Annotated in this window: 13 protein-coding genes and 1 pseudogene; 11 read left to right on the top strand and 3 right to left on the bottom strand. The window is 61.9% G+C overall.

The window, feature by feature from the left end; genetic code table 11:
- Window positions 1-264: 264 nt before the first annotated feature.
- Both ACTJKM_RS33530 and ACTJKM_RS33525 read right to left on the bottom strand, forming a co-directional pair.
- Window positions 265-1,503: an NAD(P)/FAD-dependent oxidoreductase gene (locus ACTJKM_RS33530; RefSeq protein ID WP_440639503.1), complete on the bottom strand. Its 1,239-nt coding sequence runs from the start codon at window positions 1,501-1,503 to the stop codon at window positions 265-267.
- 24 nt (window positions 1,504-1,527) lie between these two features.
- Window positions 1,528-2,352, bottom strand: coding sequence for a M55 family metallopeptidase (locus ACTJKM_RS33525; protein ID WP_440639501.1), 825 nt, complete (start codon window positions 2,350-2,352; stop codon window positions 1,528-1,530).
- Window positions 2,353-2,464: 112 nt separating this feature from the next.
- On the opposite strand from ACTJKM_RS33525, the gene ACTJKM_RS33520 reads away from it, so the two are divergent.
- From ACTJKM_RS33520 to ACTJKM_RS33470, 11 genes and pseudogenes are all read left to right on the top strand, one after another.
- On the top strand, window positions 2,465-3,922 hold the full coding sequence (locus tag ACTJKM_RS33520) for a M81 family metallopeptidase (protein WP_440661764.1): 1,458 nt from the start codon (window positions 2,465-2,467) through the stop codon (window positions 3,920-3,922).
- Window positions 3,923-4,122: 200 nt separating this feature from the next.
- Window positions 4,123-4,755 (top strand): XRE family transcriptional regulator, encoded by a 633-nt coding sequence (locus ACTJKM_RS33515; RefSeq protein WP_113514052.1) that lies wholly within the window; start codon window positions 4,123-4,125, stop codon window positions 4,753-4,755.
- A 93-nt stretch (window positions 4,756-4,848) separates the two neighbouring features.
- Window positions 4,849-6,420, top strand: a complete 1,572-nt coding sequence (locus ACTJKM_RS33510; protein WP_440661761.1) for an ABC transporter substrate-binding protein — start codon at window positions 4,849-4,851, stop codon at window positions 6,418-6,420.
- 136 nt (window positions 6,421-6,556) lie between these two features.
- Window positions 6,557-7,570 (top strand): ABC transporter permease, encoded by a 1,014-nt coding sequence (locus tag ACTJKM_RS33505; protein ID WP_058324297.1) that lies wholly within the window; start codon window positions 6,557-6,559, stop codon window positions 7,568-7,570.
- Window positions 7,571-7,572: 2 nt separating this feature from the next.
- Window positions 7,573-8,481 (top strand): D,D-dipeptide ABC transporter permease, encoded by a 909-nt coding sequence (gene ddpC / locus ACTJKM_RS33500; protein ID WP_058327868.1) that lies wholly within the window; start codon window positions 7,573-7,575, stop codon window positions 8,479-8,481.
- Complete coding sequence (locus ACTJKM_RS33495) at window positions 8,481-9,500, top strand: ABC transporter ATP-binding protein (RefSeq protein WP_440661759.1); 1,020 nt, start codon at window positions 8,481-8,483, stop codon at window positions 9,498-9,500. Before ddpC ends, ACTJKM_RS33495 begins: the two co-directional genes overlap by 1 nt.
- Window positions 9,497-10,489, top strand: a complete 993-nt coding sequence (locus tag ACTJKM_RS33490; protein WP_440661757.1) for an oligopeptide/dipeptide ABC transporter ATP-binding protein — start codon at window positions 9,497-9,499, stop codon at window positions 10,487-10,489. Before ACTJKM_RS33495 ends, ACTJKM_RS33490 begins: the two co-directional genes overlap by 4 nt.
- Before the next feature lie 353 nt (window positions 10,490-10,842).
- Window positions 10,843-11,667: a creatininase family protein gene (locus ACTJKM_RS33485; protein WP_113514060.1), complete on the top strand. Its 825-nt coding sequence runs from the start codon at window positions 10,843-10,845 to the stop codon at window positions 11,665-11,667.
- Window positions 11,668-11,727: 60 nt separating this feature from the next.
- The gene (locus tag ACTJKM_RS33480; protein WP_440661755.1) at window positions 11,728-13,347 is read left to right on the top strand and encodes an ABC transporter substrate-binding protein; all 1,620 of its coding nucleotides are present in this window, start codon (window positions 11,728-11,730) and stop codon (window positions 13,345-13,347) included.
- A 92-nt stretch (window positions 13,348-13,439) separates the two neighbouring features.
- On the top strand, window positions 13,440-14,198 hold the full coding sequence (gene kduD, locus ACTJKM_RS33475; protein WP_440661753.1) for a 2-dehydro-3-deoxy-D-gluconate 5-dehydrogenase KduD: 759 nt from the start codon (window positions 13,440-13,442) through the stop codon (window positions 14,196-14,198).
- Between the two features lie 54 nt (window positions 14,199-14,252).
- Window positions 14,253-14,484: pseudogene (locus ACTJKM_RS33470) on the top strand (helix-turn-helix domain-containing protein); the annotation flags it as partial.
- Window positions 14,485-14,590: 106 nt separating this feature from the next.
- Here the strand turns inward: ACTJKM_RS33470 and ACTJKM_RS33465 are convergent.
- A complete protein-coding gene (locus ACTJKM_RS33465; RefSeq protein WP_058328599.1) occupies window positions 14,591-14,941 on the bottom strand; it encodes a hypothetical protein in 351 nt (116 codons plus the stop codon).
- Window positions 14,942-15,109: the final 168 nt, after the last annotated feature.

The following is a 15,109-nucleotide window of genomic DNA, read 5'->3' as shown; positions in this document are numbered from 1 at the left end:
CGGCGAGGGGGACAGCTTCTCAAGCGCTAAGCGCGCCGCCGCGCTGGCATCTTCCGGGATGCAGCCGCATGAAGGCTGTACCGGGACGGAACCGAACTGTCCGTTGAAAAGAAAATAAGGAAGGCTGGGGCGCTCCATGAGCGTTACCGGTGTTTGCCAACTGCACCGTTAAGACTGACGAGACGCTGAAAGTCTCGCCAGTCCGCAAGTGCTCGTGCTCGTAATCCTACCCAGCGTCCATGCCGAACGGCGCCAAGCGGCGCGTTATGTCCAGCCTCGCGCGGATGGCGTCAGGGGCAAGGCGAGCGGATTGCCGTGTCTCCCCTCGATTTGCTCCGCCAGAAGGAAGGCGGTCGTCGGGCCCAATGTGAAGCCCTGATGGCCGTGGCCGAAATGGAACCAGAGGCCCTTATGCCGGGTCGGGCCGACGACGGGCAGCATGTCGGGCATGCAGGGGCGGGTGCCCGACCAAGGCGTGGCTTCGACGGGCTCGCGCAGGCCAAAAAGCTCGCGCGCGGCATTGGCGGCATGCAGTATCTGCCGCGATGCCGGCGCTGTGCCCGGCGGCGCCATATGCGCACCGGTCAAAACTCGCCACCCTGTGTTCATCGGCGCAACCAGCGTGGAACGGTCGACATCCAGCATCGAGATGCGCGGTCCGTTCGGACCTGCGAAATGCCTGTGATAACCGCGCTTGAACACCATGGGGATGTGATAGCCGAACGTCTTCGCGAGCGTCGGCGACCATGGACCCAAGGCGACGACCGCGTTCTGTGCCGTAAATGTGCCGTCCTCGGACAACACCTGCCAGCCGGCGCCATTCTTCAGCAGGCTCAGGGCGTCGCCGCGGGCCAGCGTTCCGCCGCGCGCAACGAAGAGGGCGGCGTAGCGCGCGACCAGTTCACCCGGATCACGGCAGGTCCAGGGTGACGTCCAATGGACCGCACCCGCGAGCCGAGATTGCAGCGCCGGTTCGCTTGCCGCGAGTTCATCTGCACCAAGCACCGTCGACGGCACGCCGTAGACACGCTTCAACCGTTCCGCGGTGGCGGCAGCCGCTTCGAATGTCGCAGGTGTACGATAGACCGCGCGCCAGCCCTGCCGGACGATGAGTTCCCCAGCGCCGGCGGGTTCGATGAAACGCGCGTGATCGTCACTCGCACGCAGCGCGAGCTGTGAATAGGCCGCGATGGTCCTCGCGTAAGGCGCGGGCGCCGACTGCGCAAAATAGCGCCAGAGCGGCCCCACCAGCTGTGGCATATCGCGCAGCCGCCAATCGACGTTGTTGCCGCGCTTGAGCGCCACCCTCGCGATCTCGGTCATGGAGCGAGGGAAGGCATAGGGCTCGACGGCCTCAGTCTGGATGATGCCGGCGTTGCCGTAGCTGGTTTCCCGGCCCGGCGCCTTGCGATCCAGCAGCACCACCTGATGCCCACTCTCCTGCAATGCGAGCGCGGTTGAGACGCCGACCATGCCGGCGCCGAGGACGATGGAGGTAGTCATTGTTTGATTCCGCAGAAGGTCTCGTCAGAAAGTCAGGCGCGAATTGTAGCCGACCACGAATTGGATGAAGCGCGAGACGTCGACCATGTCGTCACCCTGGTACCGGATCGTGTAACCATCGGTGCGCTCGACGCCCTTGAGGTAGGAAAGGTACTCGGCCGGCAGGCGATTTCGGAACACGATCTCCAGCGTCGGGTTTTCCAGCTTGAACGGCTTTGCCGAAGCCGCCCTGGACAATGCCTTCTTGACGCCCTCGCGGATGCGTCGATGTCCGACGGCCGGTGTGAGCGTAATCGCCGATTGCGTGCTGTAGACCTGCTTCACCGGTACCGCAACGATGTCTCCGATGACCTGGCTTATCTCGTCCAATGCCACATTGTCGCCCGAGGCGAGCAGCACCGGCACGCCAAAATGCCCGGCGATGGCGGCGTTGATGCCAGCCTCAGGCATGACAACGCCGTTGATCCGCACTTCGGCAAAAGCTGTGCCGCCGATCGTGTGCGACAGCACGCCTCCGATATGACTTGCGCCGGCGTGATAGCCGAGAAGCATGGCGCCGACGAAGGACCCGAGCTCGACGCCCTGCATCATCATCAGCGGTCGCGGCCAACTGCGGACGATCTGCACATAGTCGGGCAGGCGGTCGATCAAGATGCTCTCGCCATTCCCGTGAGAATCGCTGAGGATGACTTCCTCTACACCTTCCTCATGCGCAGCCTCGCAGGCATGGACCACTGTGTCCGTCATCCAGCCGCGGGCGTTCTCATATTCGAAACCTTCGGGCATCAGCTGGTCGCGGCTCACGACCCCGACGATCCCTTCGATATCAGCGGAAATATAGACGCGCATTCCTGCCTCCCCAGTCAGCCGCGTCATGGACGCGGATAATGCATTTGACTTTCCGACGATAAACATAGTTTTATGATTAGAAAATATCTTTCTTGATAGGCGAGAGGTAAAAATGAAACTGTTCATCGCTGGGCTGGACACCGAGACCAACACATTTTCGCCGATGCAGACGGGCCTAGAGGCCTTCCGGGAAAACCTGATCGCCTACGGCGATGCCACCAGCAGGCCGCTCAACTGCTGCTCGTCGCAGATGTCTGTCTGGCGCAAGTCCGCTCAAGAAAAGGCCTGGTGCGTGGTGGAGAGCCTGTGCGCCGTGGCCGAGCCAGGCGGCAGGACCACGCGGGCGGTCTATGAGAGCTTCCGCGCCACCATCCTTGGCGACCTCAAGGCGGCCATGCCGGTCGATGCCGTCATGCTTGCCCTGCACGGCGCCTGCGTCGCCGAAGGCTATGACGATGTCGAGGGGGATCTGCTCGAGCATGTGCGCGGCCTGGTCGGGCCGAATGTGCCGGTCGCCGCCGAACTTGATCTGCATTGCCATATCACCGACCGCATGCTCGCCAATGCGACCATGATCGCCACCTACAAGGAATATCCGCATACGGACATCGAGGAGGTTGCCGGCCAGTTGTTCCGGCTGGTGGAGCGGACGCTCGCCGGCGAAGTGCGACCGGCCATGGGCGTTTATGACTGCCGCATGATCAACACCTTCCACCCGCATCGCGCACCGTTGCGCGGCATTGTCGACCGCATGAAGGCGATGGAGGGGCAGGATGGCGTGCTGTCGGTCTCCTTCGGCCACGGCTTCCCCTGGGGCGACGTCGAGGATGTCGGCGCCAAGATGCTGGTCGTGACCGACAATGACCCGGAAAAGGCGGCCCACACCGCTCGGTCCTTCGGCCGGGAGATATTCGATGCGCGCGAAGAGATGCGGGGGGACTATCTCGGTATCGACGCGGCGCTGGATCGGGCCGTCGCGGCGAAGAGCGGACCGGTCGTGCTGGCCGACGTCTCCGACAATGCAGGCGGTGGGGCGCCTGGAGACTCGACATTCATCCTCAGCCGCATCATCGAGCGCGGCATCGAAGACGTGGCAACCTGCCTCTATTGGGACCCGATTGCGGTGCGCATGTGCCGCGAGGCGGGAGAGGGGGCGACATTGGCGCTCAGGATCGGCGGCAAGGTTGGGCCGGCTTCTGGCGATCCGCTCGATTTGACGGTGACGGTCAGGCGCATAGCTTCGGGCATTACCCAGCGCTTCGGTCCGACGCCGCTTGGCATCGGTGACGCCGTATGGGTCAGTGCCGGCAGCGTCGACATCGTGCTGAACACCGTGCGCACCCAAACCTTCCACCCGGAATGCATGAGCGCGCTGGGCCTGGACCCCGCGAAAAAGAAGATCGTCGTGGTGAAATCCAGTAACCACTTCCGCGCAGGCTTCGAACCGATCGCGCGCGAAATTCTCTACATCAGCGCGCCCGGTGCCCTGCAGCCCTCCTTCGAGGAACTGGCCTTTACCAAGCTGAAGCGGCCCTATTGGCCCAGGGTCGCCAACCCATTCGAGGGGTAGGGCAAGGGCGGTATCGATCCGAAGACGATCGCGGGCAGGGTGTCGCCGGCACGCATTGCCTTCGAGGGCAATGTTGATTTCGGCCACGTATTATAGGAAATGGTTTTCCTATAATGCCAGTCGGATTCTGCCGCGTCGCGGGCTGAGCCGAGATCGGCACGCGGTCCGGAACGGCTGCAGGCAAATTGGAGACGCCAACGATGACCGATGCGAAATCCAGCCTCGGCGATATCCTGAAGGAGATTCGCAACCGCAATCGCTGGACGTTGGCAGAGGTGAGTTCCATGACCGGGCTTGCGGTCTCGACCCTTTCCAAGGTCGAAAACAACCAGATGCAGCTCACTTACGACCGGCTGATCCAGCTCGCCCAGGGCCTGAAGGTCGACATCGTCGAGCTTTTCGGGACCATGGCGGGCGCTGAGGAAGCCCCCAACATGCTGGGGCGGCGCACCTACACCAAGTCCGGCGACGGGCGGGCGATCATCACGCAGAACTACGACTATCTCTATGTTTGCACGGAGATTTCTAAGAAGTCGATGGTTCCGATCGTGGCGGTAGCCCGGGCACGCACACTTGAGGAGTTTGGGCCGCTTATCCGGCACAAGGGCGAGGAGTTCTTCTACGTTCTCGAAGGGGAACTGGAACTTCACACCGAGATCTATGCGCCTTTGCGGCTCAAGAAGGGCGATTCCTGCTACTTCGACGCGATAATGGGTCACGCCTATCTCAGCGTCAGCGAAGAACCTGCGCAAATCCTGTGCGTTTGCTCGACCCCCGAAACCGAGCTGGTCTCCACACTGGCGAACGCACAGACGATCAAGCTCAAAAGTTAAACGAAGATAAAAAACAAATACGATAAGAAAAAATATTGCACTTAGGAAAATCGTCTCCTACTCTAGTGCTGCGGTTGGTGCCGGGAGGGCATCGTGCGCCGCAGTTCTGGGGAGGACTACGAGATGAACGGTTCCAAGTGGAAATCGATCGGCGTTGCATTGCTTCTGGCATCGACGCCTCTTTCCGGCGCGATCGCAGCGCAGGACGTGCTGGTGATGGCGCGAGCGGAAGATCCGCCGACCGCCGATCCTGGAGTTGAAATCAGCAACAGCGGCTACACACTGATTTATGCCGCCTATGAAAGGCTCGTCGCCTACAAGGGCGGCTCAACGGAGGTCGGGCCCGAACTGGCTGAAAGCTGGACCGCCGACGATGCCGGCCTCGTGTGGACCTTCAAGCTCGCCAGCGGCCACAAGTTCGATGACGGTTCACCAGTCGACGCCGCCGCCGTCAAATTCAGCTTCGACCGGCTGATGAAGCTGAAGGCCGGACCGTCCGACGCGTTCCCGGTGCTGAAGGAGGTCGAGGTCGTCGATCCGCAGACTGTCAGATTTCATCTGACGGCGCCGTTCGCGCCGTTCATCTCGACGCTCGCCGTCTCCGGGGCAGCGATCATCAATCCCAAGGTGATGGAGCATGAAACGGACGGCGATATGGCGAAGGCCTGGCTTGCCGAGCACTCCGCCGGCAGCGGGCCCTACCGTATCGCCTCCTGGGAGCGCAACCAGAGCATCGTGCTCGACCGCAACGAACACTACGCAGGCACTGAGCCGGCGCTGAAACAGGTCGTCATTCGCATCGTCGGCGACGTGTCGGCCCGCCGCCTTCAGTTGATCAACGGCGATGCCGACATCATCGAACAGATCCCGCTCGATCAGGCGGAGGCGCTGCAAAAGGACGCTTCCGTCGTGGTCGAGAGCAATCCCAGTATGTATGTGAACTACATCTACATGAACAACCGCCAGCCGCCGCTCGACGACGCCAAGGTTCGCAAGGCGATTTCCTATGCGGTCGACTATCAAGGCATCATCGACGGCATCATGCTCGGCCAGGCCAAGCAAATGCGCGGCGCGGTGCCGAGCGGCATGTGGGGACACGACCCGCAGGGCTTCCAGTACACATACGACATTGAGAAGGCCAAGGCTCTGCTTGCCGACTCCGGCAAGAGCGATATTCACCTGACCTATACCTTCTCTCAGGCGGACCCTGCCTGGGAGCCGGTCGGGCTGGCGCTGCAGGCGTCACTGGCTGAAATCGGCATCAAGCTCGATCTGCAGGCGGTCGCCGACACGACCAAACGCGAACTGGTGGCCAACGGCAAATTCGATATGGCTCCCGGTGCCTGGACGCCTGACTTTGCCGACCCCTACATGTTCATGAACTACTGGTTCGATGCCGACAAAATGGGTGGTCCGGGCAACCGTTCCTTCTACAGCAACAAGCAGGTGACCGATCTCGTGCGTGAGGCGGGATCGATCGTCGACGAGGACAAGCGCAAGGCTCTCTACATCGAGGCGCAGAAGCTTTCGACTGAGGACGCGCCCTATCTCTACATCATGGAAAAGAATGACATCTTCGCCCGCCGCACGGCGGTGAAGGGCTATGTCTACAATCCCATGCTGATCCAGGTTTACAACTTCGGAACGATGTCGAAGACGGAGTGAGGGAGCCGGATTGAAGCGATCCTGTCGCCTTAACGGGCCTCATTCCACAGAACACCTGCCGCCGGCCTTAGCGGCCATGGCGGCAGGGTTTCAACGTTTCCCAAGCTAGGTTTTCGTGCCGGAAGGGCTACCGTCCATGGCAATCACCCGCATCATCATTCCGCGTCTGATATTGCTGCTTTTTGTGGTGCTCGGGGTCGCGGTCATCACCTTCACGATCTCTCACCTCATTCCGGGAGATCCCGCGCGCATGATTGCGGGCGATAGGGCAAGCGCCGAAACGCTTGAGAACGTCAGGCGCAACCTGGGTCTGGATCGCCCGGTCGTCGAACAATTCACCATCTATATCGGCAATCTCCTGCAGGGCGATCTGGGAACGTCCTTGCGGACCAACCGCCCGGTTGCAGCCGATATTCGCACCTTCTTGCCCGCAACACTGGAACTCGGAACGGTCGCGCTCTTCATCGCGATCTGTCTGGGCGTACCACTCGGCGTGCTGTCGGCCGTCTACAAGGACGGCCCGATCGACCAGATCGCGCGGACGGTCTCCGTCTGCGGCATCTCGATGCCGGTGTTCTGGTTCGGCCTGATCCTGATCTACCTCTTCTACGCCAAGTTCCAGATACTGCCTGGCAGCGGGCGCCTGGCCATGGGCATCGTTGCACCAGAACGCATCACCGGATTCCTGCTGATCGACTCTCTGCTGCAAGGCCGCTTCGATGCCTTTCGCAGCGCCGTCTACCACATCATCCTGCCGGGCTTTGTGTTGGCCTTCGCCAATATGGGCGTGATCACCCGCCAGATCCGCGCCTCGATGCTGGATGTGCTGCAGGAAGATTATATCCGCACCGCCCGCGCCAGCGGCCTGCGCAAGGGCATGATCGTCTTCAACTACGCTCTCAGAAACGCGCTGATCCCTTCGATCACCCTGTTGGGACTGGCGCTTGGCGACCTTCTCTATGGAGCAGTGCTTACCGAGACGATCTTCGCCTGGCCCGGCATGGGCACCTATGTCGTGACCTCCATTCAGACGCTCGATTTTCCCGCCATCATGGGTTTCACGATCGTCGCATCCATCGGCTATGTGCTGATCAACCTCCTGGTCGATCTCGCCTACATGCTCGCCGACCCGCAGATCAGGGAGGTCTGATCATGTCCGCCGTCATGCCGACAGAACCTGCTGCGTCGACTACCGCAGCCCGCAGGACCAAGTCCATCTCCGAGCGGCTGCACTATCTGTGGTACCTGAGCCGCCGCAGCCCGCTGACCCTGGTTGGCGCTGCCATCATTCTGCTCGTTCTCATCATGATCATCGCTGCACCGGTGATCGCGCCGTACAATCCGGACAAGGTTTCCCTGACGGCGCGCCTGTTGCCGCCAAGTGCCGCGCATTGGTTCGGCACGGACGAGGTTGGCCGCGACCTGTTCTCACGCGTGATCTATGGGGCGAGGGCGTCCTGCGGCGCCGCCTTCATGATCGTCCTGATTTCGATGTCGGTCGGGGTGCTGATCGGCTGTTTTTCCGGCGTGGTCGGCGGACGGGTCGATACCGCCATCATGCGGCTCATGGATGTCGTCCTTGCTCTGCCGGCGCTGGTGCTGGCCATGGCGCTGGCCGCAGCCCTTGGCCCGAGCCTGTTCAACTCCATGCTGGCCGTGGCGATCGTACGTATTCCCGCCTATGTGCGCCTGGCCCGCGGTCAAACGCTTTCCTTGCGCGAGCAGGTCTTCGTGAAGGCGTCGCGCACCTTCGGCGCTTCGCCGTTCTACATTCTCCGCTGGCATATCCTGCCGAACGCGATGTCGCCGATCATCGTGCAGGCGACGCTCGATCTTGGCGGCGTCGTGCTGATCGCAGCCGCCCTCAGTTTCATCGGCCTCGGTGCCCAGCCGCCCACCTCCGAATGGGGCGCGCTGGTCAGCAGCGGCCGCAGCTACATGCTCGATCAGTGGTGGTACGCGACCTTCCCGGGTCTTGCCATTCTGATCACGGCGATGGGATGCAATCTCGTTGGCGACGGCATCCGCGATATGCTCGACCCGCGCTTGAGGGGCAGATGATGACAGGCACGGCAGAACGACGCGGCCAGGCGCTGGCCATTCACAATCTGTCGCTGGAGTTTCCAACCTTCAGCGGCGCGATCAAGGCGCTCGACAACGTGTCGATCAATATCGGAAAGGCCGAGATCGTCGGGATCGTCGGCGAGTCCGGCTGCGGCAAATCGGTAACGACCATGGCCGCCACTGGGCTGCTGCCCAGGGGTCGCTACAGGATCACCAGCGGCTCGGTCACGCTCTTTGGCCATAGCACCCTCGCCATGGACGACAGCCAGCTGCAGGATGTGCGCGGCAAGGTGTTCTCGACCATCTTTCAAGAGCCGATGAACGCGCTGAACCCGACGATCCGCATCGGCAAGCAACTGACTGACGTCATCATGCGCCACGAGGAGACAAGCTTGCCGGATGCCCGGCGCATTGCGCGGGATATTCTTGCCGACATGCTGATCGGCGAGCCCGAGCGGGTGATGAAGCTCTATCCGTTCGAACTCTCCGGCGGCATGCGGCAACGCGTGCTGATCGCCATGGCGTTCTCCTGCAATCCCGGCCTCATCATCGCCGACGAGCCGACGACCGCGCTCGATGTCACTGTCCAGGCCGTGATCCTACGGCTGATCCAGAACCGTGCGCGCCGCACCGGCACATCGGTGATCTTCATCTCGCACAACGTCGCCGTCGTGTCGCAGCTCTGCGACCGGCTCTACGTGATGTATGCCGGACGGATCGTTGAGCATGGTGCGACCCGCACCGTGCTCGAGGCGCCGCAGCATCCCTATACCCAGGCGCTATTGCGCTGTCTGCCGGAGCGGGTGGCGCCGAAACAGGAGCTCGAAGCGATCCCCGGTGCGGTGCCTAATCTCCTGCATCCACCGGCGGGCTGCTATTTCCAGCCGCGATGCAAGGAAGCGGTTGATCTCTGTCGATCCCAGTCTCCGCAGTTGGCCGGGGCCGATAGCCAACAGGTGGCGTGCTGGCGGCGCGGTGTCGCGCCAGTACTATCAGAGCAAGGGAGCCGCCAATGACGGCAGGCGTTGAAACGATGGCGCGGCCGGTTCTGGAGGTTTCCGATCTCCATGTCCGCTTCCCGGCGTCCCGCAACTGGCTCGGGCGCCCCACCTCGCATGTGCACGCCGTCAACGGCGTCACCCTTAGAGTTCGTGCCGGCAGAAGCCTCGGCATTGTCGGCGAGTCCGGTTGCGGCAAGAGTACGTTCGCCCAGGCAATCATCGGGCTTGCGCGATACGAGCAGGGCAGGGTGGCGATCGACGGTCAGGATTTTCAGGCAGCGCAGGGGAGAGAGAGGCGCCAGCTGCGGCAGAAGATGCAGATCGTTTTCCAAGATCCGCAATCCTCGCTCGATCGGCGCCTACCGGTGTGGCGGCTCATCAGCGAACCGCTGCATATTCGCGGCGGGCATAGCAACGCCGAGCTGCATGCGAAGGCTGAACAACTGGCGACCGCCGTCGGTCTTAGGCCGGAACATCTCGATCGTCTGCCACACGAGTTTTCAGGCGGACAGCGACAACGCATCGCAATCGCCCGCGCCATCAGCACGGATCCCGACCTCATGGTCCTGGACGAGCCCACATCAGCGCTCGATGTGTCGGTGCAGGCGCAGATCATCAACCTGCTTCTGAAACTGCAGCGGGAGCGGGGGCTCGCCTACCTCATGATCTCGCACGATGTCGCACTCGTGCGCCACTTCTGCGACGATGTCGCGGTGATGTATCTCGGCCAGATCGTTGAATCAGGCCCGGCCGAAGAGGTCCTGGGCGACCCTCGGCACCCATACACCCAAACGCTGCTGGCCGCGGCTCCGAGTTTCGCAAGTCCCTTGCCGACCATTGCCGACGTGCGGACCGCCGAGCTTCCAAACAACCGAAAACTGCCAGCCGGTTGCTTCTACAAGGAACGCTGCGGCAAGGCGGCCGCCGGCTGCGAGGCGCCGCAGGTTCTCCAGCACCTCGGCGAGGGCGCACGCAGGGCAAGGTGCCATCTGGCGCAGGGGTGAGGCGCAGACGAGCGTTATAGACACGCTCCGCCGGCCGTTGACACGGCTGGCGGCGTGGCCGCTCCATGTCATTTGATGCGCTGTTCCGATATTTTAAGAAAGATAATTTTCTTATAGGAAATAATTTGATTGATATTTCCGACTGTGCATATTTGGAGCGGATCGCACCGCTGCACTCGAACGAAGCGCGACCTACGCCGCCGGAGACTACTTTGACCTGATCAATGCCGATCGGTGCCCCCGGTCAGCTGCCGCTTCCGAATCTTTCCCCATGTCGGCGGACGCCGTCGCGCGTGCGGCAGTCCACGCGGCTACGAGCCGAAATGAATTTGTTCTGATGAAAGAGGCCTAAGATGAAGAAGGAAGTCGAATGGGCGCGCATGACCGCACCCAGCCTGCGTGAACTCGCCGGAAAACCGGGCGCGCTTGCCGTTCTGCCGATCGGTTCGCTGGAACAGCATGGGCCGCACCTGCCTGTCATTACCGACACCGCCAGCGCATCGGCCGCGGCCATCCGTGCCGCCCGTCTCGTGGCCGATGACATCCCGGTCGCCGTTCTTCCCGGCCTGTGGCTCGGCATGAGCGAGCACCATCTGCCTTTCGGCGGCACCATCACGCTCGACTACGATACACTGAGCCGCGTCATTCGCTGCATCGTCCGATCGCTGAAGACGCTCGGTTTCGCGCGGCTGTTCATCGTCAACGGTCACGGCGGCAACATGGACCCGCTCGCGGTTGCCGTGCGCGAACTGACGGTCGAGTTCGCCATGCCGATCGTCGCCACGACGCCGTGGATGCTGGCACCAGAGGAGGCCAGCAAGATCTTCGAGGTCGACACCGGTGCGCACCATGCCTGCGAAGGCGAAGCGTCGGTCATGCTGGCGATCGTTCCGGATGCTGTAAAGACCGAGATGTTCGGTCAGGCCTTCGGCAACCAGCAGCATCCCGTTGACGTGCCGGCGGACGTGTCGCGCTTCTATTCCTTCGCCGAGCGGGCGCCGGTCACCGGCACCTGGGGCGATCCTCGCAGCGCAACCGCCGAAAAGGGTGAACGCTTCCTCGACCTGCAGGCGAACGAGTTGGTGAAGCTGATCCGCAACGACGTGCTTTGGACCGCTCCGGATCCGGTCTGGGCGCCCGGCCGTGGCCTCGGCACGACGGCCGGCAAAGCCGATTGACCTCAGCCGGCGAGCCATCCGCCGGGCATTCGCATTCCATTCCCAAGGGAGGACACGCCAATGACTTTGAAATTCGCGCGGACGCGCAAAACCCTTGTTTCCCTGTTTGCAGCAACCATGCTTTCTGGCGTGGCGCTGACGCCTGCCATGGCGAAGACGCTCGTCTATTGCTCGGAGGGCGCGCCAGAGGGGTTCGACGCAGCGCTCTACTCGGCCAACAGCACGTGGGATGCTTCGGCCGAGACGATCTACGATCGTCTCACTGAATTCGAGCCCGGCACCACCAACGTCGTTCCGGGCCTTGCCGAAAGCTGGACCATTTCCGAGGACAATTCCGAATACACGCTGAAACTGCGGGAAGGCGTGAAGTTCCAGTCGACGGATGATTTCACCCCGACACGGGACTTCAACGCCGACGACGTGCTCTTCACCTACATTCGCCAGTTGGACAAGGACGACCCGTGGAACAGCTACTTTCCTGGTGCGAACTGGGAGATGTTCAACGCGATGGACATGCCAACGGTCATCAAGGACATCGTCAAGGTCGATGAAATGACCGTCAAGTTCGTGCTGAAGCAACCGGATGCATCGCTTCCGGCGAAGCTTGCCCTGAACTTCGGCTCGATTATGTCGAAAGAGTATGCCGACAAGCTGGCGGCTGAGGGACGGCGCGAGGACCTCGACCGCAAGCCTGTCGGCACCGGGCCGTTCCGCTTTGTCGACTACCAGCAAGATGCGGCGATCCGCTTTGCAGCCAATGCAGACTATTGGGCGGGCGCGCCGGAGATCGACAATCTCATCTTCGCGATCACCACCGACCCGACGACACGCATGCAGAAACTTCAGGCGGGGGAATGCCATATCGCGCCGTACCCGGCGCCGGCCGATGTTGACGGGCTGAAGGCAAATCCGGACCTGACGGTATTGGAACAACCGGGTCTCAACGTCTCCTATCTCGCGATGAACACCTTGGTCGCGCCGTTCGACAAGCTGGAGGTGCGCCGCGCTATCAACATGGCTATCGACCGTAAAGCGATCGTTGATTCCGTCTATCAGGGCATGGGCCAGGTCGCCAAAAGCGTCCTGCCGCCGACGATGTGGGGCTATAACGGCAGCATCGAGGGCTACAGCTACGATCCGGAAGCGGCAAAGAAGCTTCTCGACGGAGCTGGCGTCAAAGATCTGAAGATGAAAATCTGGGCGATGCCCGTCAGCCGTCCGTATATGCCGAATGCCCGCCGCGCGGCCGAGCTGATGCAGGCGGACCTTGCCAAGGTCGGCATCGGTGTCGAGATCGTTTCCTATGAATGGGGCGAGTACCTGAAGAAGGTGCGCGACGAAGCGCGCGACGGCGCCGTCATCCTCGGCGGCACGAGCGACAATGGCGATCCGGACAACTTGCTCAGCTACTTTTTCAGCTGCTCCGGCGTCGGCGGGAGCAACAATGCCAACTGGTGCGACAAGCCGCTCGACGAGATCTTCCAGAAGGCGCGTACCAGCGAGGATCAGAGCGAGCGGACGAAACTGTACGAAGAAGCGCAGGCCATGATCAGCGACCAGGCACCTTGGGTTCCGATTGCTCATTCCACCGTTGTGCTGCCGATGTCGAAAAAGGTGAAGAACTACGTGATGGAACCCTTGGGTTCGCATCGATTCGACAAGGTCGATATCGAGGAATAATCCCAACACGTTGGGTTTCTGCGCGCCTGTTTCGGCAGGTGCGACAATGTCGATTACACCGACGTCGACCCGGTGCCGATGGAGGTGCTGCGATGAGCGACCCTTCCGCCTTCAGTCGGGTGGGAAGGCGTGTGCTGGTCACCGGCGCCAACACCGGGATAGGCCAAGGTATTGCAGTTTCGATCGGCCGGCCCGGCGGCGAGGTGGTCGCGGTCGGGCGCTCGTCCATGGCGGAGACGGTCGAAAAGGTCGAAGCAGCGGGCGGCAGGGTTGTGTCGTTTGCCTGCGATCTCGTCGATGGTGAGGCGGTCAAAACGTTGATCGATCGCGTCTGGGAGAAATGCGGCCCGCTGGACGGACTGGTCAACAATGCCGGGATCATCCGCCTGGCCGCCTCGGTCGAACTCTCCGAGGCCGACTGGGATCAGGTGATCGACCTGAACCTGAAGGCAACCTTTGTCCTGAGCCAGGCCTATGCCCGCCTTGCCTACGAGCGGGCAGGGCGAATCGTCAACATTGGCTCTCTGCTGTCCTTCCAGGGCGGTATTCGTGTCGCCTCCTACACGGCGTCAAAGCACGGGGTGCTGGGCATCACCCGTATCCTTGCCAACGAATGGGCAAGCCAGGGTATCAACGTCGATGCGATCGCCCCTGGCTACATCGTGTCCAACAACACCGAGGCGCTTCGCGCGGACGCCGATCGCAGCGCTGCGATCATCGATCGCATTCCTGCTGGCCGCTGGGGCATCCCCGAGGATATCGGCGATGCTGCCGTTTTCCTGCTCGCGCCGGCATCCAGCTATATGCACGGCGCGGTCCTCCCAGTTGATGGCGGCTGGTTGGTGCGATGAACGGAGATGCGTTGGCGGGCCGTTCAGTGACGCGAGCACGAAGCGCTTCGAAGTGACCGGCTGGCGTTGGCACGGCAGATGATGGAGCGGAAGCTGACCGGCCGACGCACCTCGTCGATGCGGCCGGAACTGATTGAGTTGGTCATGGCCATGCCGCTGGTCACGGGCGGTATGGCCCACCAAGGCGTTCGACTTTGGGCCGAAGGCAGCCCGCCGGATCGTCGGCAAGCTTGGCTTGCGGGAAATGATGGGGTGGGGGAGGTTTGGTGCGTGGGGCGTCCCATAACGGTAACGAGTACCGAACGCCTGCCGCGGTATGCTCGCGGATGGAGCGGGATGCGGCGCGAGTACCATCGGTGTCCCGCACCCCGCTTTACTGACCCCGGGGAGGGTTAGCGAACGTATATCGTCAGCCCGCCGTCGGTCGCCTGTTCAGCGCCGCCAATGTTGTCCATCTCGACGTTCTGCGCCTTCAGCTTTTCAGCCAAGGACTTGTTCGCTTTGACCGCCTCGAGCAGCGCCGCACGTTGTTCCGGCGTGGCATGCTCGACCCACATGCGCGTTTGGTTCTGCTCCGCAAGTGTGCTTACATCGACGACATTGATCTTGTCGCCGCTGTAGCTGCGCACAGTTTGCTCAATCTCTTTGGGCCAGTCCATTGCGGCACCTTGACCGTGCACGATTCCAACGAAGCTCAGGGCGGAGAGGCTGGCAATCATAGAAAAAGTCGCAATACGGTTCATTGTCATGCTCCTTCCTAGGTTTTGCGCTGGTGACCGAAGCGGCAACCAAGCGCGGCTGCTCAAGCAACTCGTCGCAGCTGAGATTACGCGAAACTCCACCGAGCGATATTGTCCTTAGGGGAAGTCGTCTGAACTTGCCGGCCGCTGGTAGGATCGACGGCCACGATA

Source organism: Ensifer sp. 22460 (assembly GCF_052044935.1).
Classification (GTDB): domain Bacteria; phylum Pseudomonadota; class Alphaproteobacteria; order Rhizobiales; family Rhizobiaceae; genus Ensifer.
The sequence above is the reverse complement of the archived record's forward strand: the minus strand, read 5'-3'. Positions and strand labels throughout refer to the sequence as shown.